General features: G+C 72.3%; 21 protein-coding genes. 17 read left to right on the top strand and 4 right to left on the bottom strand.

The window, feature by feature from the left end:
* Positions 1-33: 33 nt before the first annotated feature.
* Entirely contained in the window at positions 34-1,623 is a 1,590-nt protein-coding gene (locus ACFYW8_RS23760; protein ID WP_389079526.1) for an FAD-binding oxidoreductase, read from the bottom strand.
* A 74-nt stretch (positions 1,624-1,697) separates the two neighbouring features.
* On the opposite strand from ACFYW8_RS23760, the gene ACFYW8_RS23755 reads away from it, so the two are divergent.
* The 3 genes from ACFYW8_RS23755 (at position 1,698) to ACFYW8_RS23745 (ending at position 4,817) form a co-directional block, all read left to right on the top strand.
* A complete protein-coding gene (locus tag ACFYW8_RS23755; protein WP_389079522.1) occupies positions 1,698-2,306 on the top strand; it encodes a TetR/AcrR family transcriptional regulator in 609 nt (202 codons plus the stop codon).
* Complete coding sequence (locus ACFYW8_RS23750; RefSeq protein ID WP_389079519.1) at positions 2,303-3,901, top strand: FAD-dependent oxidoreductase; 1,599 nt, start codon at positions 2,303-2,305, stop codon at positions 3,899-3,901. Before ACFYW8_RS23755 ends, ACFYW8_RS23750 begins: the two co-directional genes overlap by 4 nt.
* A gap of 178 nt (positions 3,902-4,079) precedes the next feature.
* Positions 4,080-4,817, top strand: coding sequence for a YoaK family protein (locus ACFYW8_RS23745; RefSeq protein WP_389079516.1), 738 nt, complete (start codon positions 4,080-4,082; stop codon positions 4,815-4,817).
* 44 nt (positions 4,818-4,861) lie between these two features.
* Here ACFYW8_RS23745 and ACFYW8_RS23740 read toward each other — a convergent pair whose 3' ends face one another.
* Positions 4,862-5,719, bottom strand: a complete 858-nt coding sequence (locus ACFYW8_RS23740; protein ID WP_389079512.1) for a ribonuclease BN — start codon at positions 5,717-5,719, stop codon at positions 4,862-4,864.
* Between the two features lie 178 nt (positions 5,720-5,897).
* On the bottom strand, positions 5,898-7,799 hold the full coding sequence (locus tag ACFYW8_RS23735; protein WP_389079508.1) for an arabinofuranosidase catalytic domain-containing protein: 1,902 nt from the start codon (positions 7,797-7,799) through the stop codon (positions 5,898-5,900).
* A gap of 496 nt (positions 7,800-8,295) precedes the next feature.
* On the opposite strand from ACFYW8_RS23735, the gene ACFYW8_RS23730 reads away from it, so the two are divergent.
* The 11 genes from ACFYW8_RS23730 to ACFYW8_RS23680 all read left to right on the top strand — a co-directional run bounded on the left by ACFYW8_RS23730 (position 8,296) and on the right by ACFYW8_RS23680 (position 20,995).
* Positions 8,296-11,082, top strand: coding sequence for a phosphoenolpyruvate synthase (locus ACFYW8_RS23730; protein WP_389079503.1), 2,787 nt, complete (start codon positions 8,296-8,298; stop codon positions 11,080-11,082).
* Positions 11,079-12,767: a hypothetical protein gene (locus tag ACFYW8_RS23725; protein WP_389079499.1), complete on the top strand. Its 1,689-nt coding sequence runs from the start codon at positions 11,079-11,081 to the stop codon at positions 12,765-12,767. The genes ACFYW8_RS23730 and ACFYW8_RS23725 overlap by 4 nt, the downstream gene beginning before the upstream one ends.
* Before the next feature lie 56 nt (positions 12,768-12,823).
* Complete coding sequence (locus ACFYW8_RS23720) at positions 12,824-13,960, top strand: SDR family oxidoreductase (RefSeq protein ID WP_389079494.1); 1,137 nt, start codon at positions 12,824-12,826, stop codon at positions 13,958-13,960.
* The gene (locus ACFYW8_RS23715; RefSeq protein ID WP_389079488.1) at positions 13,957-14,901 is read left to right on the top strand and encodes a nucleoside-diphosphate kinase; all 945 of its coding nucleotides are present in this window, start codon (positions 13,957-13,959) and stop codon (positions 14,899-14,901) included. Before ACFYW8_RS23720 ends, ACFYW8_RS23715 begins: the two co-directional genes overlap by 4 nt.
* 10 nt (positions 14,902-14,911) lie before the next feature.
* Positions 14,912-15,895: a ScbA/BarX family gamma-butyrolactone biosynthesis protein gene (locus ACFYW8_RS23710; RefSeq protein WP_389079483.1), complete on the top strand. Its 984-nt coding sequence runs from the start codon at positions 14,912-14,914 to the stop codon at positions 15,893-15,895.
* 68 nt (positions 15,896-15,963) lie between these two features.
* Positions 15,964-16,866, top strand: coding sequence for a hypothetical protein (locus tag ACFYW8_RS23705; RefSeq protein ID WP_389079478.1), 903 nt, complete (start codon positions 15,964-15,966; stop codon positions 16,864-16,866).
* A complete protein-coding gene (locus ACFYW8_RS23700) occupies positions 16,863-17,516 on the top strand; it encodes a nitroreductase family protein (protein ID WP_389079475.1) in 654 nt (217 codons plus the stop codon). Before ACFYW8_RS23705 ends, ACFYW8_RS23700 begins: the two co-directional genes overlap by 4 nt.
* Positions 17,517-17,873: 357 nt before the next feature.
* Complete coding sequence (locus ACFYW8_RS23695) at positions 17,874-18,611, top strand: ANTAR domain-containing protein (protein WP_389079470.1); 738 nt, start codon at positions 17,874-17,876, stop codon at positions 18,609-18,611.
* A gap of 308 nt (positions 18,612-18,919) precedes the next feature.
* Positions 18,920-19,348, top strand: coding sequence for a hypothetical protein (locus ACFYW8_RS23690; RefSeq protein ID WP_389079466.1), 429 nt, complete (start codon positions 18,920-18,922; stop codon positions 19,346-19,348).
* A 99-nt stretch (positions 19,349-19,447) separates the two neighbouring features.
* Positions 19,448-20,218 carry a GAF and ANTAR domain-containing protein gene (locus ACFYW8_RS23685; RefSeq protein ID WP_389079461.1) on the top strand — a complete coding sequence of 257 codons (771 nt, stop codon included), beginning with the start codon at positions 19,448-19,450 and terminating at the stop codon, positions 20,216-20,218.
* A 45-nt stretch (positions 20,219-20,263) separates the two neighbouring features.
* Positions 20,264-20,995: a GAF and ANTAR domain-containing protein gene (locus ACFYW8_RS23680; RefSeq protein WP_389079458.1), complete on the top strand. Its 732-nt coding sequence runs from the start codon at positions 20,264-20,266 to the stop codon at positions 20,993-20,995.
* Between the two features lie 97 nt (positions 20,996-21,092).
* On the opposite strand, the gene ACFYW8_RS23675 is transcribed toward ACFYW8_RS23680, so the two are convergent.
* Positions 21,093-21,833: a DUF4142 domain-containing protein gene (locus tag ACFYW8_RS23675; RefSeq protein ID WP_389079454.1), complete on the bottom strand. Its 741-nt coding sequence runs from the start codon at positions 21,831-21,833 to the stop codon at positions 21,093-21,095.
* 253 nt (positions 21,834-22,086) lie between these two features.
* On the opposite strand from ACFYW8_RS23675, the gene ACFYW8_RS23670 reads away from it, so the two are divergent.
* Genes ACFYW8_RS23670 through ACFYW8_RS23660 form a run of 3 tightly spaced genes read left to right on the top strand, consistent with a single transcriptional unit; the run spans position 22,087 to position 25,702 of the window.
* Entirely contained in the window at positions 22,087-22,839 is a 753-nt protein-coding gene (locus ACFYW8_RS23670; protein ID WP_389079451.1) for a TetR/AcrR family transcriptional regulator, read from the top strand.
* Positions 22,836-24,203: an MFS transporter gene (locus ACFYW8_RS23665; protein ID WP_389079446.1), complete on the top strand. Its 1,368-nt coding sequence runs from the start codon at positions 22,836-22,838 to the stop codon at positions 24,201-24,203. The genes ACFYW8_RS23670 and ACFYW8_RS23665 overlap by 4 nt, the downstream gene beginning before the upstream one ends.
* Complete coding sequence (locus ACFYW8_RS23660) at positions 24,200-25,702, top strand: pyridoxal phosphate-dependent decarboxylase family protein (protein ID WP_389079441.1); 1,503 nt, start codon at positions 24,200-24,202, stop codon at positions 25,700-25,702. The genes ACFYW8_RS23665 and ACFYW8_RS23660 overlap by 4 nt, the downstream gene beginning before the upstream one ends.
* Positions 25,703-25,900: the final 198 nt, after the last annotated feature.

Raw genomic sequence — 25,900 nt, 5'->3', positions numbered from 1 at the left:
CGGGTGGGACGAAGCTGGCAGGGATGGCGGGAGTCAGTCGATCGGCAGCAGGATTCCGGGGTTGAGGAGGCCGTCGGGGTCCAGCCGCCCCTTGACGGCCCGCAGGGCCTCGATGCCCAGCGGCCCCGCCTCCCGGAGATACCAGTCGCGGTGGTCCGTACCCACTCCGTGGTGGTGGCTGATGGTGCCGCCCGCGCTCAGGACGGCCTCGTTGGCGGCTCGTTTGGCCGAAGCCCAGTGGGCGAGGGCGTCCTCACCCTGCGCGGAGACCACGGTGAAGTAGAGCGACGCGCCGTTCTCGTAGACGTGCGAGATGTGGCACATGACCAGGGGCGGGGTTCCCGCGGCCGAGAGTGTCTCGGTGAGCGCGGTACGCACGGCCGCGTACAGCTCGGGAACGCGGGCCCAGAAGGTCGCGGTCTCCAGGGTTTCCACGAAGGCCCCGGCGTCGAGCAGCGAGTCGCGCAGATAGGGCGCCGAGTAGCGGCCGTGCGCCCAGCGCTCACCGGGCTCGGCGCCCAGGCAGGTGCCTCCGGCCGCGCGCAGGACCGCGGCGGCCCGCTCGCGACGGTACGCCGTGTCGTCCTCGGTCCCCTCGTACCCGGCGATCGCGGTGCATCCGGCGTCCGGCGGCGCCCCGGCCGACCCGATGGCGTCGGGCTGGGCGAGACCGACGAAGGTCTCGGTCTCGTCGGACAGCCGCAGCACCGTCGGGCGCGGTCCGTCCTGGGCGAGCCGGCGCAGGGCGGTGGCGCCCTCCTCGAAGGACGCGAACCGCCACCCTTCGTAGATACGGGTCTGCGGCAGGGGCCTGATCCGTACGGTGACGGAGGTGATGACCCCGAACGCGCCCTCGGAGCCGAGGATCAGCTGCCGCAGGTCGGGGCCGGCCGCCGAGCGGGGCGCGCGGCCCGCGTCCAGGGTGCCTTCCGGGGTCGCCAGCGTGAGACCGAGGACCATCTCGTCGAAGCGGCCGTATCCGGCGGAGGCCTGTCCGCTGGAACGGGCGGCGGCGAATCCGCCGATGGTGGCCCACTCGTAGGACTGGGGGAAGTGCCCGAGGGTGAACCCGTACTCGGCGAGGAGCGCCTCCGCGTCGGGTGCGCGCAGGCCCGGCTGGAGCGTGGCGGTGCGGGAGACGGGGTCGACGTCGAGCATGCCGTTCATGCGGCGCAGGTCGAGGGCGACGAAGGTGCTCCGCTCGGGGGCGAGGCCGCCGACGACGGAGGTGCCGCCGCCGAACGGGACGACGGCGAGACCGTGTTCGGCGCACGCGCGCAGCACGGCGAGCACCTCGTCGTGGGTTGCGGGCAGGACGACGGCCGCGGGGGCGTCCCCGGCGTCGCCCGCCCGGATCTTCAGCAGATCGGGCGTGGACTTTCCGCGGGTGTGCCTGATCCGGCTCTCCGTGTCGGTGAGTACGTGGGCCGCACCGCCGACGGCGTCCGCCAGGGCGCTCAGGGCGGGGGCCGGCGGGGGTTCGGGGACGGAGATCTCCCGGAGATCGCGTACGTCGGTGTCCCGCGGCTTGACGCCGAGCAGATCCCGCAGCAGGCCGGTCACCGAGTCGGGCAGCGGCGCCGCCTTGGCCGGGTCGCCCCAGCCGTTCCACAGCATGTCCATGAACGTAGTCCTCATCGGTCGGTTCGCGACGCGCCGTCTCCCGCACGGCCGCACAGGGCGTTACACTGTTACACATGGCGCCTATTCGTCACAACCACTCGGAACACCCGGACAGTGATCCCGTCCTCGACGCCGTACGCGACTGCGTCCTGGCGGTCGGAGTCCGGCGCACCACCCTGACCGACGTGGCCCGCCGCGCCGGCGTCTCGCGCATGACGCTCTACCGGCGCTGGCCCGATGTCCGGTCGCTGGTCGGCGACCTGATGACCCGTGAATGGGTCGACGCGGCGACCGGTGCCATGCCGGAGCGGCGGCCGGGCCAGGAGACGCGCTCCCTGATCGTGGACGGGCTGGTGGCCGGGGTGGAGGCATTTCGTGCCCACCCGCTCTTCCGCAAGATCATCGATGTCGACCCCGAACTGCTGCTCCCCTACGTTCTGGACCGCCGCGGAGCCAGCCAGGAAGCACTCCTGGGCCTCCTCGCCGACTCCCTGGCGGAGGGCCACGCCGACGGGTCGGTGCGGCTCGCCCCCACGAGACGGCAGGCACGGGCCGTGCTGCTCGTGGTCCAGTCCTTCACCCTGTCGCTGCGGACCATGACCGACGAGGACGACCCCGAACTGACCGGCGCCGCCTTTCTCGACGAGCTGCGCATCCTTCTGGAGAGGACCCTCACGCCATGAGCCCCACCAGCAGTCCGTCCGGCCCGGCGGCCCCGGCCCCCGGATCGTCGCTCTCCGCCGCCCGCCGCCGCCGTGAACTGACCGAGGCCGTGGGCGGCGACGCGGTGGACGTCCTGGTCGTCGGCCTCGGCGCCACCGGCGCCGGGGTCGCCCTCGACGCGGCCGCGCGCGGTCTGAGCGTCGTCGCCGTGGACGCCCACGACCTCGCCTTCGGCACCTCGCGCTGGAGTTCCAAGCTCATCCACGGAGGGCTGCGCTACCTTGCCTCCGGGCAGCTCGACGTCGCCCACGAGAGCGCGGTCGAACGCGGTGTCCTCATGGAGCGCACCGCCCCCCATCTGGTGCGCGCCCAGCCCTTCGTGCTGCCTCTGACGCCGTTGGTGTCGCGCGGTCAGGCCTCCCTGGCCTGGGCCGGCTTCCGCGCCGGGGACACCCTGCGGCTGGCGGCCCGCACGTCCCGCGCCACCCTGCCCGCGCCGCGCCGCCTCTCCGCGGTGGAGGCCCGCCACCTGGCACCGTCCGTGCGCCCCGGCGGCCTGCGCGGCGGCCTGCTGTCCTGGGACGGCAAGGTGACCGACGACGCCCGGCTCGTGACCGCGCTCGCCCGCAGTGCCGCCGCCCGCGGCGCGAAGATCCTCACCCGGGTCCGGGCGCTGGAGATCGGCGGGACCGGCGCCCGCGTCCGCGACGAACTCACCGGGGAACAGGGCGAGATCAGGGCCCGCGCGGTCATCAACGCCTCCGGCGTGTGGGCGGGCGACCTGGTCGACGGCATCCGCATCCGCCCCTCCCGCGGAACTCATCTGGTCCTGCGCGCCGACCTGTTCGGCCCGCTGCCCACGGGCCTGCACATCCCGATCCCGGGCGAGGCCAACAGGTTCGTCCTCGTCCTGCCGCAGGACGACGGCCGGGTGTACGTCGGCCTGACCGACGAGCCAGTCGACGGTGACATACCGGACGTGCCGCAGGTGCCCGAGTCGGACATCGGCTTCCTGCTGGACGTCCTGGGCTCCGCCCTGGACACGCCGGTGAGGCGCTCCGACGTCGTCGGCGCCTTCGCGGGACTGCGCCCGCTTCTGGACACCGCGCCCACGCGATCGGGGGAGACCGCCCGCACCTCCGACATCTCCCGCCGGCATGCCGTACTCACCTCCGGCGAAGGAGTGATCACGGTGGTGGGCGGCAAGCTCACGACCTACCGGCGCATGGCGCAGGACGCCGTCGACGCGGCGGTCGAGGCCCGGGGCCTGCGCGCCGGTCCCTCGACGACCGCCTCCCTGCCGCTGGTCGGAGCCGCGGCCCCGCACCGGCTCGGCGCACTGGCCGCCCCCGGCCCACTGATCCGTCGCTACGGCGCCGAAGCCCCCGCGGTGCACGCGCTCGGCGCCCACGACCCCGAGCTGAACGAGCCCGTGATCCCCGGACACCCCGTCACGCGGGCCGCGCTGCTGTGGGCCGTGCTGCACGAAGGCGCCCTCGACGAGGCCGACCTCCTGGACCGGCGTACCCGCATCGGCCTGGTTCCGCAGGACCGGGCAGCCGCGGTGCCCGCCGCCAGGGAAGCCCTCGACGCGGCCGCCACCCGGCCCGCCTGACACCGTCACGGACCGCCCCCGCGGGCGGGCCCGCCCGCACACCCGCAACTCACTCCGGACCCGGCGGGGGCAGCGGGCCCGACGACGGGCCTCGCCGCACCGTCCATTGGCGGCACGCACATCGCGTGTCGGCCCGGCCACCACGGCTGTGGAGTCCGGGTTCCCGAGACTGAGCCCCATGAGTGATGAAGCCGGACCAACGGAGTCCGCCGCACGGCGCGAACGTCAGCAAACCGTCGTCATGGCGACTCTCACCGTCCTGGCGGGCGCGGTCGACGCGGTCAGCTTCCTGACCATGGGACACGTCTTCACCGCGCTGGCCACGGGCAACCTGCTCTTCCTGTCCTTCGGTGTCGCCGGCGAGGGACAGGTGCCGGTGGCCCGTCCCGCCATCGCGCTCATCGCCTTCGTGCTGGGGGCCGCGGCCGGAGCCCTGGCCACCAGCGGCCTCGTCGCACGGCACCGGCACTGGTTCGCGGCCGCCCTGGCCGTGGAAGGGGTGCTCCTGGCGCTCGCGGGAGCGACAGCTCTGTGGCGCCACGGTTCCGGTTCACTCGCCGACCACCCGGACAACCTGGTCATCGCCATGGTCGGCTTCGCCATGGGGCTGCGCGCGGACACCGCCCTGCGCGCGGCTGTTCCCGGCATGCCGACCCTGCTGGTCCAGGTCTCTCTGGTGCGCCTCATCCACGGCCTCACCGGGGCCGTTCCCGCGACCCCGCAACGGCGCACGAACCGGGTCCGGCTCGTCGCGACCGTCCTCGGCATCTTCGCGGGCGGTGCCCTGGGCACCCTCATCACCCCGTGGGGGACGGGCCACGCGCTGCTCGCCATCGCGGCCGCGGTGCTGCTCATCGCCGCACTCAACGTGCTTCTCGCGCGGTACCGCCTGCTGTCTCCGGAGCTCATCGGCTGACTCGCGTCCCCAACCGCTCCGCCCCACGACGGCGGCCGCCGGCGTCAACGCTCTCGAGGCTGCGCCCGTTGCTTCAACGTCCTTGCCGGGTCGGACAGTTCCTCATGTGCCAGTCGCCCCAGCAACGCGCCGGCGAAGACGACGACGCCCACCCCGACCAGCCAGGACTGGACGACCAGGACGGTACCGAACGGGCCGTAGGTGACAGCGCTGGAGGCGATCAGCGGTGAGAAGACCAGACGGGAGAAGACCCGGAGTCCGAACAGGCCCAGGGTCGTCAGGGCCGCGCCGGGCAACAGGGCCCCGAGCGCGATCCGGCCGCCGAGCAGCATCCACTGCGACCACCAGAAGAAGAGGACGGCGGTCAGTGCCGCGGCCAGCGTGCCGACGGCGGAGTGGCGCCACAGTGTGGTGGTCGCGGACACGTAGAGGGATCCGATGAGCACGGCGAGCCACAGGACTTGGCGCCATCTCGCGTACCAGCGGGCCGGGGGCAGGTCCCAGACCTTCTCATAGCCCGTCTGCACCGCCGCCCCGAAGCTCAGACCGAAGACGGCGAGGGCCGCGAGGCCGAACGCGGTCGTGGTCCGCAGTACCTGCGCGGGCCCCGCGAACAGCCGCGCGACCTGGACCCTGGCGGCCCTCGACACACCGAGCCCGTCCCCCAGCCACTGCGCGAACCCCCGCCCGTGCGCCGGGTCGGCGGCCGAGACGACGATCAGGAGGGGCACCAGGGTGAGGAAGCCGAGCGCCGCGAAGCCCAGTGATCTCTGCCCCAGCTCGATCTCTCCGCTCCGCCGCCATCCCCGGCCGGCCGGGGAATCACGCAGCACCCGGTACAGCCGTGTCCGCGCGGTCGGTCGGTCGTGGTGGCCGGCGGCAGGGGGAACCTTCTTCGACATGCAGGTCGATTACCACAGACCGCGACCGTCCCGACAGCTCTGGGAGAGCGCTGTACCGGTCCCGCCCCGGACAGCGGATCCCGTGGAAGGCGAGTGTCGGTGGGCCACCCGCGGCGTCCTGGGTGAGCCCGGCCGGAACGCGAGCCGTCCGGCCGGGCCGAGGGGCGGTGCGGCGGGGTCAGCCCAGTGCGAACTTCTGGGCGGCCGCTCCGTTGCAGTCCCAGATCCGCAGCCGGGTGCCGTTGGCCGTGGCGCCGTCGGGGGAGTCCAGGCAGCGGCCCGACTGCGGGTTGAGCAGTGAGCCGTCGCCCTGTTGCTGCCAGACCTGGCCCCCGGCCGTTCCGCAGTCCCACAGCTGGACCTGGGTGCCGTTGGCCGTGCCGTTGCCGATGATGTCCAGGCAGCGGCCCAGCGTGCGCAGCCGGCCGTCCGAGCTGTGGAACCAGTGCTGGTCGACCGCGTACGACTGGCAGCCCCACAACTGTACGGCGGTGGCGTTGGCGCCGTTGTCGTCGCCGGCCACGTCGGCGCAGGTGCCGCCCGGTCCCATGACGGGCGCGCCCGCGTTGACGGCGAACCTCTGGGCCGCGGAGCCGTTGCAGTCCCAGATCCGCAGGCGCGTGCCGTTGGCCGTGGCGCCGTCGGGGGAGTCCAGGCAGCGGCCCGACTGGGGGTTGAACAGCGAACCGTCGGCGCGCTGCACCCACTTCTGGCCGCCGACCCCGTTGCAGTCCCACAGTTCGACCTGGGTGCCGTTGGCGGTGCCGTTGCCGATGATGTCCAGGCAGCGGCCGATGGTGGCCAGGGACCCGTTGGCGTTGTGCGTCCAGTACTGGTCCTCGGCATAGGACTGGCAGTTCCACAGCTGTACGGCGGTGCCGTTCACCCCGGTGTCGTCGGCGGCCACGTCGACGCACTGGTTCCCGGGGCCGGTGATGGTGGCCTGCGGACCGTTCGGGATGTTGGTCTGGCCCGCGTAGCCGACGGAGACGATGTTCGCCTGCACGGAGTTCTCGGCCGCGTCGGTCGGATAGCCGGAGACCATGACGCCCTCGAAGAACGTCCCCATGTTCCAGTTGCTGTTGTCGCCGCCCGTGCCCAGGATGATGCCGCCCTCCTGCTGCATCGGCCGGTAGCCGCCCCGGGTGGGCAGCGCCCCGTCCCACCAGGTCGACAGGCCGCCGGATTGCGCGTTGCCGCCCTTCAGCGCGTAGGTGGTCTGCCCGTTGTTCTTCAGGACGGCGGTCACGTATGTGCTGTTGTTGCCCTTGTTCGCGGTGTTGGAGCCGTTGTCACCCTGGAACATGCCGTTCTCCAGGTCGGCTTCGATCCAGGGTCCGGAGCCGCTGCAGGGCGCGAAGTAGCAGGTGGTGGCGATGGACACGGCGTCCATGTGGCCGTTGCCGGTGTCGGCCGGGGTGGACTCCGCGTTGCCGTAGTCGAAGCAGCAGGCGGAGCCGACGTGGGTGCCGCTGGCGACCATGTAGGCCCCCTCCGGCCGGCCGTTCACCGCGACGCCCGACGCGGCGCCGTGCGAGCGGTAGCCGACGCCGGGTGAGATCCAGATCCCGTACACCTTGTGGCCGCCCGCCGTGACCGCCAGCTCACTCGCGTCCGCACCCCGGTCGGCACCCATTCCGGCCGTGCCCGCGGGGCCGGGGAACAGGTCGTTGTGGCGCGACGTCTGGTCGTACACCTTGGAGATGCTGCACGTGGTGTTCGCGCAGAAGCCGTCCTGCTGGGCGGCGTTCGCGTAGCCGCCGGCCGAGAGCAGCCCGATGTCGGAGGTCGCGCCGTCCGAGGCGCGGGTGACTTGGTAGAGCGGGCCGTTGTACGCCGAGAAGAGCGCGCGCGTCGTGCTGTGGGCGGCGACGCAGGGGGTACCAGCGCCGGCGTAGATGTCGCAGGGCTGTGATCCCGCCGCCTGGGCGACACCGGGCATCGCGACCAGCGCGGTCACCAGGAGGCCGAGTGCGGCGGCGACGGACAGCAGGGCGCGACGCAGTCGAAGCGGTCGGGGCACCGGCCCGTCCGCCGGAGAGGGGAAGAGACGCGAGGAGGCAGATCTTCTTCTGCGCATGTGTGCTCCCAAGGTGGAGGGTGGAGCTACAACTCGCCCTCGGAACAGCCGAGTTCAGGCTGCCTGACGACTGAGTCGGAAGTTACGCGCGTTGGTCGATTGCGTCAATATTTGTTGCTTTCCTTTCCGGTCGACTCTTCCCTGTGTCCGAACGTGTGGCTTTGTGGCGATCAAGGGTGGTGCGGCGGCCTACCCGGCCGGGCCCTTTCTCGCCGTATCGGAAGGCCGGTGCCGAACCGGGCGTACGCGGTGCTGCCGCCCCCTGACGCCGCCGCGCCCCCGGGGCGCCTCTGCAGCGGGGCGACCTACTTCGGCCGGATCGTCCCGTAAGTCGTCGGAGCCCGGGCGGGTGCCCTGAACAGCGGTGTGCGACCAGGAAATTGAAAAGCCTACGACGACCGAAAAGCGCCTACGGCGGCTTGCCGGAGTTCTTTTGACCGGCTCTGCTGTGCAACATTCGGGCGACGTCGAGTAACACCCTTGGAGGGGAAACGCGTTGTCGCCCACCGCGGGATCCGAACACCGGTCCCTGCATGTCCTCACATCATCCAGTGACGAATCCCTTACCACCGAATGGGCCGGTGGAAAAGGGAAGAACCTGCACACCCTGACCGCGTCAGGATTTCAAGTACCGCGCTGGTCGGTCATCGGCCTGGACGTATTCGCGGAATTCTGCCGCGGCGGCGGACTGGACAAGCAGCTGGTACGGCTGCTCGCCGATGGCCGGGAGTCGAGCGCCGCCCGGATCGCCGCGGAGATCGCCCGCCTGATCGAGGCCGCACCGCTCGACGACCGTGTCACGGACGCCGTAGGACTGGCCTACGGGCTGGCCGGCGGCGGCGCGGTGGCCGTCCGCTCGTCCGGCGCGCAGGAGGACGGCGCACGCCACTCCTTCGCCGGCCAGTTCGACAGCTTCCTCAACGTCCGAGGCCTCGGCGAGGTCATCGCCCACGTCCGCCGCTGCTGGGCCTCCGCGTTCTGCGAGCGCTCCCTGCGCTACCGGGCGCAGCACCGGCTGCCGCCGGACGCCGGCGGCGTCGCCGTCATCGTTCAGCGCATGGTCGCGGCCGAGCGCAGCGGTGTGCTGTTCACCACCGATCCGACGGCCGGACGGGCCGACCGGTATGTCGTCAGCGCCGTCCACGGGCTGGGGGAGGGGCTGGTCTCGGGTGCGGTCGACGCCGACACCGTCGTCCTCGACGCCGCCACCGGCGAGCCGCTCACCACGGTGATCGGCGACAAGCGGGAGCGCTACGACGCCGGATCCGGAGCCGGCTGCCGGGTGTCACCCGTCGCCGAGGAGGACCGCGTCGCGCCGGCCCTGACCGCCGCCGACCTCGTCCGGCTGCACGAGGCCGGGGTCCGCGTCACCGCTCACTACGGCGCTCCCCAGGACATCGAATGGGCCATCGCCGAGGACACCCTGTGGATCCTGCAGAGCCGGCCGGTCACCGGCCTCGCCCCGGCCGCCCGCCCCGCGCCGGAGCCCGGGGGAGACCTGCGGATCTGGGACAACTCCAACATCATCGAGAGCTTCGGCGGCGTCGTGTCCCCGCTCACCTACAGTTTCGCCGCCGACACCTACGCGAAGGTATACGACAGCTACGCCCGTGCCCTCGGGGTCCGCGGCGACCAACTGCGCGAGGTGCAGGAGTGGACCCCGCACCTGCTCGGCTATGTCCACGGACGGGTCTACTACAACCTCTTCCACTGGTACCGCATGGTGCGTCTCGCCCCGCTGTACCCGCTCAACCGGCGCGTCCTGGAGAAATCCCTCGGTGTCGCCGAGAGCGTTTCCGACGAAGTCGCCGACACGCTCCATCCGTTCACGCCCCGGACCGGACTGCGCGGCCGGGTCTCACGCCTGACACGTACGATCATCTTCGCCGCCAGATTTCTCACCATCCGGAAATCGGTGGAGACGTTTCGCCGAGATTTCTATCGCGCGTACACGGAATTCAACAACGTCGACTACGACGCACTGCCCGGAGACGAGACCTACCGTCGTTTCCGGCGCCTGCAACGGGAACTCATCGAGAAATGGGGCCCGATGCAGACCCTGGACGCGACGATCCTGCTCTCCATGGGACTGCTCGCCCTGCTCACCCGCAGATGGCTGCCCGCGGCGCCCGCATGGTTCACCTGGGCCGCGGCGGCTCCCGGCGGCGCGGTGGAGTCCGCCGAACCGGTGTGGGCACTGCGCGAGTTGGCCGCCCAGGCACGCGCCGACACCGGGATCCTGCACCTGCTGGAACACGCCCCCGACTCCGACCTGTACAGGGCGCTGCGCGACGCGGGGCACACCCGGTTCCTGGCCGCCGTCGACGCGTACATCGCCGACTACGGCTACCGCAGCCCCGACGAACTCAAGCTGGAGGTCCCCGACCTGTCCGAGAAACCGGCAGGGCTGTTCGCACTGCTGCGCGACGCGCTGCCGGAGACCGGCGACGACGGCGCGCCGGACCGCGGCGGCGAGGCCGACGCCTACCTCGACGAGCATCTGCGCGGCCCGCGCCGCCTGTTGTACGAACGGGTGCGGGGCAAGGCCCGCGCGGCGCTCGCCGACCGGGAACGGCTCAGGTTCTGCCGCACCCGCGCCTTCGGAGCGGCCAAGCGCATGCTGCGCGCGCTGGGCCGAGACTTGGCGCGCGCCGGGGCCATCGACGTCTGGGACGACGTCTTCCTGCTGCGCCTGGAGGAGATCCGGGGTGCCTACGAGGGCATGATCGCCCACACCGAACTGCGGGACCTGATCGTGCTGCGCCGCAGGCAACTCGCCGCCGACACCGCGCTGCACGCCCCTTCCCGCTTCACCACTCGCGGCGCCCCGTACTGGTCGGGCAACCTGGAACGCGCAGGCTGGAGCAGTGGCCCGGCCGCCCCCAGCGGTGCCCGCGAGCTGACCGGTGTCCCCTGCTGCCCCGGCGTCGCCGAAGGGCCCGCCGTGGTCACCGACACCCCGCGCGACATCGGCGGCGGCATCCTGCTCACGTACCGCACCGACCCAGGGTGGGTGACCGCGCTGTCCTCGGCCGCCGCCCTCGTCATCGAACGCGGCAGCCCGCTCACCCATGTCGCCGTCGTGGCACGGGAGTTGGGTATTCCCACGGTGGTTCAGGTGAAGGGCGCCACCGCCGAGATCCGCACCGGCACCCGGCTGCGGGTCGACGGCGCCGCCGGGACGGTCACCGTCCTCGCCGACCCGCCCGGCGACAGGACGAACCACGCGTCGGACAGCACGACCGACGCCCCGGACAGCCCCCGAAGGGAGACACACCAGTGATTCTCAGCGAGGACCGGCTGCAGGACCTGCTCGACAAGTCCCTCGCCGAACTGCCCCCCGGCACCGACTGGGCGGTGACCCTGGAGGGCTCCATCGCCGAAGGATTCGGCAACCCTTCGTCCGACATCGACTTCCTGCTCGTCGGCCGCCTCGACGACGATCTGCCGACCATGCCGTCGGTGCTGTTCGTGGACGGCCGACGGGTGGAGATCCGCACCCGGTCGGTGCGCCAACTCGCCGACCAGCTGCGGGCGGTGGAGGAGGGCGCCAACCGGCCCGGCCGGCTCTCCGAGGATCTCCTCAACCGCTGCCAGCGGGTGCTGCACAGCCACCCGCTGCGCGGCCACGCCCTGGTCGAGGAGGTGAAGGCGAAGCTGCCCGTGGAGCGGTTCCGCCGGATCGCCGCCGACTGGTGGGGGCACCGGGCGCGTCAGTCCCTGCGGCACGCGATGGCGCTGCTGTGCCTCGGCGAGAGCGACGAGGCCGTCGACTGGACCCGGGCCGCACTCGTGCAGAGCGTCAAGTCCTGGGCGGCCGGCCTGGGCGAGACCTATCTCGAACCCAAATGGCTGTCCATGCAGCTGGACCGGGCCGGCCGGGCGGACGTACGCGACCGCTACTGGGCACTGGAAGCGGCCGCTCTCCACCTCGGCGCCACCGACGCCGAGACCGGCACCGGCACCGGCACCGGAACCCACGCTGCCCAGGCCCATCTGACCGCCTGTCTCGACTTCGCGGAGGACCTCGGACTCACCGGTGTTCCCCGGCAGCCCGAGCGGCTCACCGTCCGACGCGCGGCCGCGGTGACCACCTGGCAGACCGGTGAACGCGTCCACGTCGTCCGCGGCCGGCGCGATGTGTTCGCCCTCGGCCCCGACGCCGGAGCCGTCTGGCGCTCCCTCGTCCTCGGCAGGGCGCTGCCCCGCGTGCTGGCCCAGGCCGCCGGCACCGGCGTCAACGACCCCGGCGCCCTGCTCGCCACCTTCCTGCGCTACGGACTGATCCGCCTCGTCTGGAAGGGCGGCGGCACCGTCACCCCCTCCCTGCCGCTCGCAGCCCCGCCCGGACCCGTGACCCCGCCGCCCTCCACCGCGCAGCCGCTGCTCTCGGTGCGCGGCGCCGCCGTCGCAGGACCCCGCGCCGTCGACCTGATGCCCATGCCGGCCGACCGGTTCGCCGCCGCGGCCATGGCTCTGGTGTGGTCCAACGTCGTCGTAGAGAACGCCGTCGAGGATGTGACCGGGGCCCTGCGACGCGGCCAGTGGCGGGTCGCCGAGCTCACCGCCCGTCGCGCCGTGCACGCCGCGCTGCGCGGACTGCTCAGCGCCCACGGCGTCAACCCGCTGCCCGCCGACTCCGACCTCGTGCGCCGCCTGGACCTGCTCCCGTCCGCCACCCGGCCGATCGGGGTCCGCGCCGGGGAACTGCTGCTGTGCGCCGTGGACTCGGCGAAGGACGGCGACGCTCTCCTCGGGGAGCTGCGGTTCTTCATCGCCCTGGTACGCGGCGCCGTGGGCGCCGATTCCTTCCCGCACTCCTTCGACTCCGCGGACACCTGGCGGGCGACCCTGCAACTCGGCCACGACTGGCTGCGGATCGGCGCCCATCTCGGCGCGGAGCTGCCCATCGAAGAGGCCCGCGACCTGCTGGCCGGCAACGGGGCCCAGCCCCACCAGGCCCTGTGACGGCACCGGGCTCCCGGCCGGCACCCGACCCCACGTTCCGCGCGGAGGATCCTCCGATGTCCCATCCGCAGATGTCCGATCCGCAGATGTCCCATCCGCAGTTGTCCGATCCGATGACGGTGCTGTTGACCGGTGCCGGCGGCTTCGTGGGCGCCGAGGTGGCCGCCCGGCTCACCGCCGCGGGCCACACCGTGCTGGCGCTGGTGCACCGCAACGGCGACCTCGTCCGCAACAACGGCAGAAGACTCACCGCCGGTCCGGACACCCTCATCCGGATCACCGGCGACATCACCCGCCCCGGCCTCGGGCTGAGCGACGACGACCGGCGGCTCGCCATCACCGCCGACCGGGTCGTGCACTGCGCCGCCGTCACCGACTTCGGACTTCCGAAGGACCGGTACGAACGCGTCAACGTCGAGGGCACCCGGCACGTCCTGGCCCTCGCGTCGGCGGGCCGTACCCCGCTGGTGCACGTCAGTACCGCCTACGTCTGCGGGGAACGCGACGGTATCGCCCGCGAGGACGAGCTCGACCTCGGCCAACGCTCCGGCAACGACTACGAGAAGAGCAAACTGGCCGCCGAGACGCTGGTCCGCAAGGCAGCGGCGGACGGCCTGCCCGTGACCGTGGTCCGCCCGAGCATCGTCACCGGCGCCACCCGCACCGGCCGCGTCCGCGACCTCAAGACCATCTACCCCGTCCTCCGGGTCCTCACCAGGGGCCTGGTGCGCACCGTGCCCGGCCACCACGACGCCGTCCTCGACCTGGTCCCGGTCGACCGCGTCGCCGACCTGGTGACCGCCGCCGTCACCCGGTTCCAGGACGCCGAGGGCCGCACCCTGCACGCCGTCGGCCACGAGCTGACGCTGCGGGACATGTCCGACGTCCTCGCCGAGTACCCGTCGTTCCACGTGCCCCGGTTCGTCCCCCCGTCCGCGTTCTCCGCAGAGGCCCTGCCCGGCCGTGAACGCCCCTACTACGACCGCGTCGTCTCCCTCTACGACCCCTACTTCCGGCGCCGTGTCCGCTTCGACGCCACCCACGCCGAGGCCTTCGGCCACCGTCCGGCGCCGTCCGGCGCACGGTCGTATCTGCGTCGCCTCCTCGACCACTGTCTCGCGACCGGTTACCTCGGCCCGCCCCCGCGCAGGAGGCCGGCCGCCGCCCGACCCGACGGGAGCACCCACCGATGACCTCCGCCCACCTCGCCGAGCCTTCGTACGGCATACCCGTGTCCCCCCTGCTGACCTGTCACCCCGACAAGCAACGGCTCTACGGCGCCGACACCTACTACCAGGAGAGCCACGAACAGCTCGCCGCCCTCACGGGCGACTTGACCGGCTTCGCCCACCGGCACGCCGTGCTGCTGCTGAAGCCGGACGCCGTCGTGACCCGCAGGCTGGACGCGGCCGTGGACTGGCTGTCCGCTCAAGGCCTCAGGATCGTCGGCGCGGCCGTCACCCGGCTGACCCGCACCATGATCCGTTCCCTGTGGTACTTCCAGTGGAATCTCGCCACCCCCTACCGCAGGCGGCTGGCCGCACTCTTCCTGGAGGACGCCGACGCCCTCGTCCTGCTCGTCCGCCCCGAGTACGACCTGGACGTGCCCGCGTCGGTCGAACTCACCCGGCTCAAGGGGCCCACGGACCCGGACGCTCGCCGGCCCGGCCAGTTGCGCCATCTCCTCGGCCGCTACAGCTACTTGCTGAACCTGGCGCACACGGCTGACGAACCCGCGGACGTCCTTCGCGAGTTGGCCGTCCACTTCGACGCCACCGCGCGCGACCGGCTGTTCCGCTCCGCCCTCGCCGACGAGGACCGCACCGCGGAGGCCCTGGAGTTGACCGGCCGCCTGTACTCCGCGACCAAGCCCCGGGACCTCGACTTCGACCCCGCTCTCGCACGGCTGCGCGACGCCGTGCGCCGGCACGGGGGCGCCGCGCCCGCCACCAATGCCCGCGCGCTGCTGGAGTCCGCCTGGGCGGAGGGGATCGACCTCGACCCGTGGGACACCGTCATCGTCGGCTCGAAGGTGCTCCCCATGCGGCAGCCCGGCCGAGCGCCCGTGCTGGACGGCGCCGACGCGGACACCTGGCGCCGCCACCTGGACGCCGTCCACGCCACCGCGAACTGAGGAGCGGCCCATGCGGTTCACCCGGACACTTCCCAAGGAACTGGTGCACCGCTCCGCGGTCGCGGAGGTGTTCCTGACCGGCGCCGAGTGCCACGGCGAGGACGAAATACTGCTGGCAGCGCGGTTCCCCCGCCGCCACGCGTTCTACGACGACACCCTCGGCCCCGGCAACCGCCTTGATCCCTTCCTGCTCCTTGAGGCCTGCCGACAGGGCATCTTCGTGGTGGCCCACCGCTGCCTCGGCGTCCCGCTCGGGCACAAGTTCCTGCTGCGAGCGGCCGAGTTCGAGGTGCCGGACCCGGCAGCCCTCGCCCGCGGCGAGGGCCCCACCGAGGCGGTCATCACCACCCGGGTCGAGCAGCGGTTCCGCTCCCGGGCCGGAGTGAGGGGGCTGCGGCTGCGCTTCACGCTGGCCATCGGCGTCCGAGTGGCGCTGCTGGCCCGCATCGACTACTCCTGGATGCCGCCCGGGGACTGGACCAGCCTGCGTGCCGGACAGCGCGGCGCGCTCGGTCTTCCCGCCGTGCCCGTCGCCCTGCACGGACCACGCGTCGACCCCGGCCTCGTCGGCCGGCGCGTCCCGGCCAACACGGTCATCTCCCCGCCGCGCACCGCGAACGACGGCACCCACGCCGCGTACGTGTTCGCCGAGACCACCCACCCGACCCTGTACGACCACTGGGTGGACCACGTGCCCGGCATGCTGGAGCTGGAGGCCTTCCGCCAACTCGCCCTGCGCGCGGCCGTGGCAGCCGGAACCGTCCGCGCGTCCGGAGCCCTGCCGGTCGCCCTGGCCGCGCGGTTCCGCCGCTTCGCCGAGATGGACCTGCCGCTGGAGTGCCGGACCGCTCCCGTGCTGCCCGGCGCCGACATCGACTGCACCCTGCGCCAGCCCGGCGCCCTGACCGCAGAAGCCCGGATCAGGCTCGCGGATCCGGACACCGCCGGACCGGTGCGTGCCCTCGCGGCGCCGACAGCCCACGTTGCCGCATGAGCCCGGCAGCCCCCACCCGGGGCCGAGCCGGCACGCGCGCGACTTCCACCAGACCGGAGGGTCCCGCAGTGACCACCGTCGCCGCCCCACAAGTTCCCGCCAGACTGGGCCGGTTCGTGCTGCGCATGTTCCGGCCGCAGGTCTACGTCACCTACGGACTGCTGTGGGTCCTCGCGCTGGAGGGTTCGGCGGTGGCCGTGACCGGTACGGCCTGGCGTCCGTCCGGCGCCACCTGGGTTCGGGTCGTCAGCGTCGTACTGGCGCTGCTGTTCCTGCGGATGCTGGACGAGCAGAAGGACCTCGCCCACGACCGTGTCCACCATCCTGACCGGCCGCTCGTCACCGGCGCGATCACCGCGACCGAACTGCGCGGCGCGATGGCGGTGATCGCCGTGGTGGTGACGGGCCTGAACGCGGCCCGGTCGGCCACCGACGCCCTGCTGATCCTGGCGGCTTTCGCGTACGGGCTGTTCCTCGCCGCACTGGAGAACCTGTCACCCGCGGTACGCGACCGGCAGCTGCTCAACCTGGCGGTGACCTACCCGGTGCAACTGCTGCTCGGCGGTTATGTCTACGGCTCGCTCGTCGCCGCGGGGACCGTCACCGCGAACTGGCGCGGAGCCGCACTGCTCGCCCTGTGCGCCTGCGTCTTCCTGCACTTCGAGTTCGCCCGCAAGGCTGCCTGGGAGGCACCGCCCGGGGCCCGCCTGTACTCGGCCGGCCTCGGCCCGCGCCGTGCCGCCGCGGTCACCGCGGGCTTCGCGGCCGGGGCGGTCGGCTGCCAGGTCCTGCTGTTCGCGGCGCAGGGCAGCCCGCTCGGGCTGCTGCCCTGCCTGGCCGCCGCGCTGCCCGCCCTGGCCACCCGCCGGTTCCTGGCAGCCGGGCGCGGTCCGTGGCCGTCGGTTGCCGCGACGGGCTTCGTCGTGGCCACGTACCTCGCGCTGGCCGTCCGGGCGGTGCTGCTGCCGTGAGCAACGAACTTCCTTTGTCCTGCGAGGAGTTGCTGACCACCACGCGATGCGTGCGCTACGGCCTGGACCTGGACCGGGCGGTGGACGAGGACATGGTCAAGGACTGTCTGCGCATCGCCCTGCAGGCACCCAACGGCAACAACCGGCAGAACTGGCGCTGGATCCTGCTCACCGACCCACGGATCCGCGCGGACGTCGCCGAGGTGTACCGGAGCGCGTTCTACGACCGCAACTCCGCCGAACTGGAACGGCTGGCGGAGCGGCCCGAGGCCCCCCGTTCCGTGCTCACCGCCGCCCGTGCGCTGGCCGACCGGCTGCACCGGGTGCCGGTCCTGGTCATCCCCTGTCTCGAAGTGGCCGACGGACGGCTTCCGCCCGGCAACCAGGCAGGTCTGTGGTCGTCGTTGCTGCCCGCCGCCTGGAGCTACGCGCTGGCCGCCCGCAGCCGCGGACTGGTCACCGCCTGGACGGCGGTCCACCTCGACCGTGAGCGGGAGGTGGCCGACCTGCTGGGGCTGCCGCCCACCGTCCGGCAGGGCGTGCTGCTGCCGACGGCCCACCCGCTGCGCGGCACGTTCCGGCCCGGACCGCGGCTGCCGCTGGAGCGGGTCCTGCACCACGACGGCTGGCAGGGCGCCCGCCCGGCGTGAAGGCCCGGGCATCGGTGACCACGGCGCCGGGGTCGAGGGCGCGGCCGACGAGGTGCTGGGCGATGGCCCGTCGTCACCCCGGCCGCGTCCGCTGCTGCGAAGTCCGCGCAACACGCGACGAGCCCGTCCGGCAGGACCGCGGTGTCCTCGTCGGCCGTACCGGCGCCGCGCTGTCCCGTGAGCAGCGCGCCCGGGACTGCGGCGCCGAGCTTGTGGACGAATCCGCCAAGTGGATTAAAGATGCGGAGATCGGGCGAGTTCAAGGTGTACTTCGTCCGCGCAAGGGCAGAGAGCAGGTGCCTTGCGGGCCATTCGAGCCGCGCCACACTCATACAACTCGATCATATGGCGACGGATATGACCCCTTCCTCCGGCGGGCACCCGACGGTCCCCATGCTGTTGAACCTGGCCGACGCTCCCGTCCGTGAGGAGAACCGCGAGACCGTCCTTCGGCGACTCGCCGACACCGCCGCCCGGCTGCCCGGCGTGGAGTCTGCCGGATGCGTTCTCACGGCCGCCGACGGAGCCGTCGTCACGAGTGCGGCAAGCGGCGACCTGGGGCACCGGCTGACCTCCGTCCAGGTCGAGTTGGGCGAAGGGCCCGCCCTGGACACCTGCCGCATCGGCAAGCCGCTGGCCAACGTGTCCATGGGGCATCCGCACACCCGCGCGCGCTGGCCCCGTTTCGCCGCGAAGGCGGTGGCCGTGGGTGTCCCCGCTGCCACCGTGCTGCCCCTGCGGTACGCCGACCGCGTCCTCGGCGCCCTCAACCTCTACCACGGGCGCGGCGCCCAGCCGCCGGCGGACGTGGACACGGGCCAACTGCTCGCCGACGCCGCCGCGATCGGCCTCGCCCACCGTGCCATGCTCGACGATCTCCGGTCCCGGGAAAGGGAGTTGCGCACCGCACTCAACAGCCGCGTCATCATCGAACAGGCCAAGGGCCTGCTCGCCGGACGTCTCGACTGCACCGTCGACGACGCCTTCGACCTGCTGCGCCGGCACGCTCGAAGCCGCCAGATCAAAATCGCCGATGTCGCCCGCGCCGTCGTTCACGACCCGGCCTACGGACCCTTCCCGGCACCCCGACCCTGACCGGGGCCGACCGGCTCCCGCGCCGGCCGAGGGCCGCCCGGTTCCGGCCGACGCGGCGCGGCCGGAGGCCCGGTTCGCACGGTGACCCGCCGTCGGGTGGGGCGAGTGTGGGAGGGTGGAGGGGACTGACCAGCCTGGTCCCTCGGCTTGAGACGTCGGTGACCCGCCATCCACACGGGCTGACTCGCGGCACGCGTCGTGCCCGTCGCTTTGAACGCCGGACTTCGCACGGCACCCGCTGTGCGCCTGGCATCAGGAGACAATCCTCCGGTGTCCCGGGCTGCCACCCCGAAGTATTGGGGGAGCCCATGAACAAGCCGTTCGATCTACGTGTTCTCGGCAGCACCGTGCTGCTCACGATCTGTACTGGTTCCGATCGTTCCCACGTCGCCCAACTGAGCCTGGCGCTGGCTGCGGTCCTCTCCCGGGACACCGAAGTGATCGTCCTGGATCTGGGAAGGATGTCCGGACGGCGGGGGGAGTTCGGACGGCGGGGCGACGCCGACCGGTTCATCGGCATGGCGCGTTCCCGAGCCGACGCGAACACCGCGCTGCTGGTCGTGGTGGGCCGTAGTGGACTGCGAGGCCGGCTCCTGGTCTTCGCCCAGCCCCGGACCGAGGCGGCCGGCGGCCGGGAGCGGGAACTCACGGAGACGCGTCGCCTCCTCTACGTCCGTCAGCTCGAACACCGTGCTCGCGGTATGGCGATGGCGGCTGGGCGGCGTGACCCTTGCTGAGAGCGAGGGCACGTCACGAACGGGCCTCGCGAACACGTCGCCGATCGCGCGGTGTCCGTGGGGGAGAATGGGAGGAAGCGGCCCTCGGAGGTGACAGTGGTGGAGCCGGATCCCCCCGAAAAGCCGGCTGAAGGCACGCAGGGCGCCTGGACGCCGATGGACACCGTGGCCCTGGGGCGTCTGGCCGAGGTGCTGCTGTCCGCCGTGGAGGGGGAGCGGAAGAGTGATGTACCGGCCCGGCTGTGCCAGGCATGCGTCGACCTCCTCGACATCACCGGGGCGTCGATCTCGCTCAGTGGTGGCCCGGACACACGCGCCACCTGGTGGTCGAGCGACACGGTCGCGGCGCGCTTGGCCGAGGCCCAGTACAGCCTGGGAGACGGTCCGTGCCGCAGCGCGCTGAACGCGGTCGCCCCGGTACTGGCGGCCGATCTCGCCAGTGGACAGGACGCGCGGCGCTGGCCGGTCTTCGCGCAGCAGGCGGTCGAACTCGGTGTCCGGGCGGTCTTCTCTCTGCCGTTGGGCAGCAGCGCCGTCGCGATCGGCACACTGGACCTCTACCGCCGGACGCCGGGTGCCCTGTCCGAACGGGACCAGTCGTTCGTCTTCCCGGCGGCGGACGCCATCACCACCGCGCTGCTCGCCCTGCAGGTCTCGTCGTCGATCGCGGGCGAGGATTCCGCCTGGCTCGACGCGGCTGAGGCCGACCACGACGAAGTCCACCAGGCAACTGGCATGATCATGGTCTTTCTCGATCTCGACGCGCCGCACGCACTGGCCCGGCTGCGCGCCCACGCCTTCACCCGCGGCCAGAGTGTGACCGAAGCAGCTCGCGACGTCATCGCCGGGAGAATCAGTTTTCATGACTAGGCCCGTCCCTCCGGCAGCCCGGAGCGGGAGAACGGTGACATCCGTATGAGCCGCGAGCAGCAGATCACCGAGGCCTTCGTCGGTCTCACCGACATCGTCGCCGACGATGTCGATCCCACCGTTCTTCTGCACCGCCTTGTCGGCCACTGTGTCACCCTCACCGCGGTGGACGCCGCTGGCGTCATGCTCGCCACCGCCCGGGGCGGCCTGCGCACCATCGCCGTCACCGACGACCGTGCCGCGATGATCGAGCTTTTCCAGGTCCAGACCGGCCAGGGCCCGTGCATCGACTCCTGGCGTACCGCTCAGGCGGTCAGCGCACCCGACCTGTCGGTCTTCACCGGCCGGTGGCCGGTCTTCGTCCCGTTCGCCCACACCGCCGGATACGTCGGCGCCTACGCGTTTCCCCTGCGGGTCAGGAACCAGGCCGTCGGCGCCCTCAATCTCCTGACCAGGACCACCGGAGCCCTGACCGGGCAGGACACCGGGCTTCTGCAGGCCCTGGCCGATGTCGCGGCCATCGCTGTCGTGCAGTGGACGGTCGAACCGCTCCGTCCGGCGGACATCGTCACCCGGGTCCAGGCGACGGTGTCCTCGAAGGCCGCCACCGACACGGCCGTCGGCATGCTGGCCGCCGCCGGATCCCTCACCGTGCAGGAGGCCGCCCGGGCTCTGCGCCACTACAGCGGAATCCGTCACCAGCGCTCCACCGAGGTGGCCCAGGCACTGATCCGCCGCGAGCTGAGCCCGGCGACGGTCCTTGAGGAGAGCCGCTGAATCGCCTGACGGCCGGCGTCAGCCGACGGTGACGCCGGCCGCGTGGTCGGGATCGGCCGCGCGGACGGCCGGACGGGAAGCGGTCGGCCCGCGCTGATCAGCCGACCTGCGGGCTGGGGGTCGGGGAGGCGGTGTTCACGTTCAGGTCGGGCCGCGGGGTGAGGACGACGATCGGGGCACCCGGCTGCGGCGGGGGCGGCGTGAGCTGGTCCTTGGGGAGCGTCGGCGGGGCGCTCTGCTGGGCGAGGACCTGGGCGAAGTCGATGGTGCCGGTCTTCTCCATGACGGTGATGTGGTCGAGGACCGTGTCGTTCGCGAGGTTCGCGAGCGCGCGCACGAGCGAGTTCTCGGTGGTGGCGCGGACCTTGGCGATGACCGTGAAGATACTGCCGTGGGTGACGCGCAGGATGTTGGCGGCGGTCGAGTCGAACTGCTTGCCGTTCTGGGCGACCGAGGTCGCCACGAACTGCTGCTGCTGCGGAGACGCCTGGTTCGGCAGTGTGATGTTCAGTTGCAGGGCGATCTTGCGGTCCAGGTCGTCGAGGCGGGCGTGTCCCACGATCAGATGTTTGCCGGCCTCTCGCATCGCTGGTGTCGAGCCCTTCTTCAGCGCGATCTCACCCAGGGGGTACTCCCACAGCCCGGCCGCGCGGACCTTGACGACGAAGTCGCGGTCGGCCTCGGTGAGTGGGCCCCACTGGGTGTTCGCGATGACGCGGGTCTGGGCGCTGGACGTGGTCTGGAAGCCGAGCATGGTGGGGTAGGCGAGCGCGGTGAGAGTCAGGGCCACCGCACCGCCCACGAAGACCGTTCCTGCCAAGTTGCGTGAGACGGGCATGGTGCCTCCTGACGTGATGAGCAGATTTCGCAGGTGGTACGGCTGCCGCGGCCTCAGTGATCATCGCGGCGGGTAAAAATCCGCACCACGCTCTGTGATGTGCGTCACGGTCGGGTGGGGCTCTGTCGAAGTCGGCCAGGAGGCGTGGTTCGGCGGAGGTTTTCGGACGGGACGCGAGAGACCGGGCGAGATCGTCGAGACTCTCTCCATCAATCGATTGATCGACGCCCTCCGGCGACGTATTCTCCCCGCCATGCCCGACTCGCCACCCGCCTCACCGGCACCCGCCCCACCGCCCGCCGATGCCAGTCGTGAACGCATCATCGCGGCCGCCACCTCCCTCTTCGCCGACCACGGCTACGACGGCACGAGCACCCGCCGGATCGCCGCCGAGGCGGGGCTGAACATGGCCACCGTCGCCTACCACGTCGGCGGGAAGCCGGATCTCTACCGGGAGGTCATGCTCCGCGCCCACCTCGCCGAGCAGCGGGTGCTCACGGACGCGCTGGTCGCGTTCCGGGCGCTCGCGCCCACGGATCCGGCCGCGGCCGTCACCGGCCTGGTCGACCGGTACCTCGACTTCTGTCTCGACCAGCCGCACATCCCGGCCCTGTGGATGCGCCGCTGGCTCTCGGACGCCGCCGAGTTCGCGGATCTGGAGGCCGCCTACGCCCGCCCGCTGATCGAATCGGTCCGCGACGCCGTGCGCGAGGTCGTCCCGGCCGTGGCGCCGGCCGGGTCCGACGCGCCCGCCGACATCGAGATGACCGTCTGGACGGTGCTGTGGAGCACCCACGGCTTCTGCCGCTCGGGCATCCGCGCCGAGGTCCCGCGCTTCCGCGCCCACCTGCGCGCCCTCGTCCTGCGCGATCTCGGGCTCGCTGCCCAGGAAGCGTCCGACCAGGAACCGCGCGACCAGGAACCGCGCGACCAGGAAGCGTCCGACCAGGAAGCGTCCGACCAGGAAGCGTCCGACCAGGAACCGCGCGATCGGGAGCACGGATGACCACCACCCTGGTCCCCCCGACCACCGACGACGAACTCACCCGACGCCGCCTTTTCGTCTACGGCCTCGGCTCGGTCGGCACCGGCGTCTTCTCCACCGTCCCCGGCCTGCTGCTTCTCTACTTCATGACCGAAGCGCTGGGCGTCCCCGCCGGCATCGCCGGACTAGTCGTCGCCCTGCCCAAGGCATGGGACGCCGTCTTCAACCCCCTGGTCGGCGCCGCCAGCGACCGTGAGGCCGTCCGGACCGGCCGACGGACCCGGCTGCTCGTCGCGGGCGCGCTCGCGCTGCCCGCCGCGTTCGCGGCGATGTTCCTGTCCCCGATGACCGGCACAGGCGCGGCCGTCTGGGTGACCGTCACCTTCGTTCTGGCCGCGAGCGCCTTCTCGTTGTTCCAGGTGCCCTACGTGGCCCTGCCCGCCGAGATGTCGTCCGTACCGGCCGTCCGCACCCGGATCATGGTCTGGCGGATCGTCTTCCTGACCCTGGGCATCCTCGTCGCCGGCGGCGCGGCCCCCCTCGTGGTCAGCGCCGCCGGCGGCGGCCGCACGGGATACGGAGCGATGGGCCTGACCGTGGGCCTGGTCATCGCGGCCGTCCTGCTGGTGCCCGCCCTCGGTACCCGCTGGGTGCGCTCACGCCCCGGCCCCGAACCGCTCGGCCTGGTCGTGGCCTTCCGCACCGCACGCGGCAACCGCGCGTTCTTCGCGCTGCTCGCCTCCTTCGTGCTGCAGGCCGCCGCCGTCGCGATCATGCTCGCCGCCGCACCGTACGTCGCCACCTACCGCCTCGGCGGCTACGGCCTGACCTCGATGCTCTTCGTCTGCCTGGTCGCACCCAGCGCCGTCGCCGTCCCGCTCTGGGCCAAGGCCGCCGGACGCTGGGGGAGACTGCGCTGCCTCACGTTCGCGACCTGCGGATACGCCGTCGGCGCGGTGGCCCTGTTCCCGGCCGCGGGCAGTGGCAGCGGCACCGCGGCGATCGCCCTGACGCTCGCGCTCTGCGGGCTGCTGGGCGTCTGCTACGCGGCCCTGCAGGTCCTCCCGCTCGCCCTGCTGCCCGACACGGTGCACGCCGACAGGGCCAGGACCGGCCAGGTCCAGTCCGGCGCGTTCACCGGACTGTGGACGGCCGGTGAGACCGTCGGCCTCGCGGCCGGACCCGGCGCGTACTCGATCGCCCTGGCCGCCACCGGCTTCGTCTCCTCGACCCTGAACCATCCGGTCGCCCAGACCGCCACCGCGCGGACCGGCATCCTTCTCGGCTTCAGCCTCGTCCCCGCCCTGCTCATGCTGCTCTCGCTGCCCGCCCTGCGCGCCTACGGCCGTCGCCGCGCCGCGCAAGAAACGGAAACCACCCGATGACGACTCCTCAGCAGGCCACCGCCCCCGCCCCGGCCGCCCACCCCGGGCTGCCCGAGACCGGCCGCTCCGGCACCGACCTTCTCGCCGAACTCGCCGTCCTCACCGCCGCCGACCTGCCCACCCGAGGCGGACACACCACCGCCTACGTCTACGACAGTGGCCGGCCCGAGGTACGCGAAGCCGCCGAGCGGGCCTACCTGACGATGATGGAGGTCAACGGCCTGGACCCGACCGCCTTCCCCAGCATCGTCGCCCTCGAACGCCAGGTCGTCGGCGCGACCGCCGCCCGCCTCGGCGGCGATGACGCCACCCCCGGCATCTTCACCAGCGGCGGAACCGAGTCGATCATTCTCGCGGTGAAGGCAGCCCGGGACGCCCGGCCGGACGTCCCGGCCCCGGAGATCGTCGTCCCGGTCACCGCCCACGCCGCGTTCCACAAGGCCGGCAGCTACCTGCGGGTCACCGTACGCAGCGCACCCGTCGACCCCGAGACCTACCGGGCGGACCCGGCCGCGATGGCCGCGCTCTGCAACGAGAACACCGTCCTCGTCGTCGCCTCCGCCCCTTCCTACGCCCACGGCGTCATCGACCCCGTCGCGGAGATAGCCGCCGAGGCCGCCGCCCGCGGCATCCCCTGCCACGTCGACGCCTGCGTCGGCGGCTGGCTTCTGCCGTGGCTCGCCGAGGCCGGTGCCCCGGTTCCGCCCTTCGACCTCTCCGTCCCCGGCGTCACCTCGCTCTCCTGCGATCTGCACAAGTTCGGCTACGCCCCCAAGGGCGCCTCCGTGCTCCTGTTCCGTGACGAGGCCCTGCGCCTCAACGCCTACTACGCCTGCGCCGCCTGGCCCGGCTACAGCGTCGTCAACTCCACGATCCAGAGCAGCAAGGGAGCCGGACCCCTCGCCGGGGCGTGGGCCACGCTGCAGGCCCTCGGCGCCGACGGCTACCGCGAACTCGGCCGCGCCGCCCTGTCCGCGACCAGGGCACTGATCAGCGGCGTCGAGGAGATCGACGGCCTCACCGTTCTCGGCACCCCCGAAGCCACCCTCGTCGCCATCGGTACCGACCCGACGGCGAAGACCCCGCTCGACCTCTTCGCCCTCGCCGACGAGACCCGCGCCCGTGGCTTCTTCCTCCAGCCCCAGCTCAGCCTCGACGGCCTCCCGGCGAACCTGCACCTGACCCTCACCGGGGTCAGCGAGCACGGCGTCGAGGAGCTGCTCGCCGTGCTGCGCGCCTGCGTCGACATCGTCCGTCCGCTGGGTCCTCCGACGCCCCCCGCGGACATCGTCGACCTGCTCGTGCAGGTGGACCTGACCGAACTGGACAACGCCTCCTTCGCGGCGCTGCTCCCCGCCGCGGGCGTAGACCTGACCGGCGACAACGCGGCCCGCATGGCCCCGGTCAACCGTCTCCTGGACGCCCTCCCGGCTGCGACCCGCGAGGTCATCGTCACCCGCTTCCTGTCCGCGCTCTACAGCCCGTACCTGGGCGGGTGAGGACAGCCCCCTCGCGCGGTGACGATTTCGGTCCATGAGCCGCCAGGACCACGACGGCCGTGGCCGGGTACGACGAGGACGTACCCGGCCACGATCGCTTTCACCCCGTTATCTTCTTCGCGGTTCCGCAACGGGACCGCTGGCCTCCGGGCCCGGCATGACTGTGTCCCCCTGTCGAAAGCATGACCTGGGGGGTGG

The organism is Streptomyces sp. NPDC002742 (genome assembly GCF_042888885.1).
Taxonomy (GTDB): Bacteria; Actinomycetota; Actinomycetes; order Streptomycetales; family Streptomycetaceae; genus Streptomyces.
Note: the sequence above shows the minus strand (reverse complement) of the source record. Positions and strands in the feature narration are given on the sequence as shown.

What these genes read in the sequence shown, in the direction of transcription:
- ACFYW8_RS23750 (WP_389079519.1), top strand. Translation starts at nt 2,303, where the DNA reads ATGAGCCCCACCAGCAGTCCGTCCGGCCCGGCGGCCCCGGCCCCCGGA.
- ACFYW8_RS23695 (WP_389079470.1), top strand. Translation starts at nt 17,874, where the DNA reads ATGACCCCTTCCTCCGGCGGGCACCCGACGGTCCCCATGCTGTTGAAC.
- ACFYW8_RS23715 (WP_389079488.1), top strand. Translation starts at nt 13,957, where the DNA reads ATGACCTCCGCCCACCTCGCCGAGCCTTCGTACGGCATACCCGTGTCC.
- ACFYW8_RS23670 (WP_389079451.1), top strand. Translation starts at nt 22,087, where the DNA reads ATGCCCGACTCGCCACCCGCCTCACCGGCACCCGCCCCACCGCCCGCC.
- ACFYW8_RS23755 (WP_389079522.1), top strand. Translation starts at nt 1,698, where the DNA reads ATGGCGCCTATTCGTCACAACCACTCGGAACACCCGGACAGTGATCCC.
- ACFYW8_RS23740 (WP_389079512.1), bottom strand. Translation starts at nt 5,719, where the DNA reads ATGTCGAAGAAGGTTCCCCCTGCCGCCGGCCACCACGACCGACCGACC.
- ACFYW8_RS23675 (WP_389079454.1), bottom strand. Translation starts at nt 21,833, where the DNA reads ATGCCCGTCTCACGCAACTTGGCAGGAACGGTCTTCGTGGGCGGTGCG.
- ACFYW8_RS23690 (WP_389079466.1), top strand. Translation starts at nt 18,920, where the DNA reads ATGAACAAGCCGTTCGATCTACGTGTTCTCGGCAGCACCGTGCTGCTC.
- ACFYW8_RS23720 (WP_389079494.1), top strand. Translation starts at nt 12,824, where the DNA reads ATGTCCCATCCGCAGATGTCCGATCCGCAGATGTCCCATCCGCAGTTG.
- ACFYW8_RS23710 (WP_389079483.1), top strand. Translation starts at nt 14,912, where the DNA reads ATGCGGTTCACCCGGACACTTCCCAAGGAACTGGTGCACCGCTCCGCG.
- ACFYW8_RS23745 (WP_389079516.1), top strand. Translation starts at nt 4,080, where the DNA reads ATGAGTGATGAAGCCGGACCAACGGAGTCCGCCGCACGGCGCGAACGT.
- ACFYW8_RS23735 (WP_389079508.1), bottom strand. Translation starts at nt 7,799, where the DNA reads ATGCGCAGAAGAAGATCTGCCTCCTCGCGTCTCTTCCCCTCTCCGGCG.
- ACFYW8_RS23665 (WP_389079446.1), top strand. Translation starts at nt 22,836, where the DNA reads ATGACCACCACCCTGGTCCCCCCGACCACCGACGACGAACTCACCCGA.
- ACFYW8_RS23760 (WP_389079526.1), bottom strand. Translation starts at nt 1,623, where the DNA reads ATGGACATGCTGTGGAACGGCTGGGGCGACCCGGCCAAGGCGGCGCCG.
- ACFYW8_RS23680 (WP_389079458.1), top strand. Translation starts at nt 20,264, where the DNA reads ATGAGCCGCGAGCAGCAGATCACCGAGGCCTTCGTCGGTCTCACCGAC.
- ACFYW8_RS23660 (WP_389079441.1), top strand. Translation starts at nt 24,200, where the DNA reads ATGACGACTCCTCAGCAGGCCACCGCCCCCGCCCCGGCCGCCCACCCC.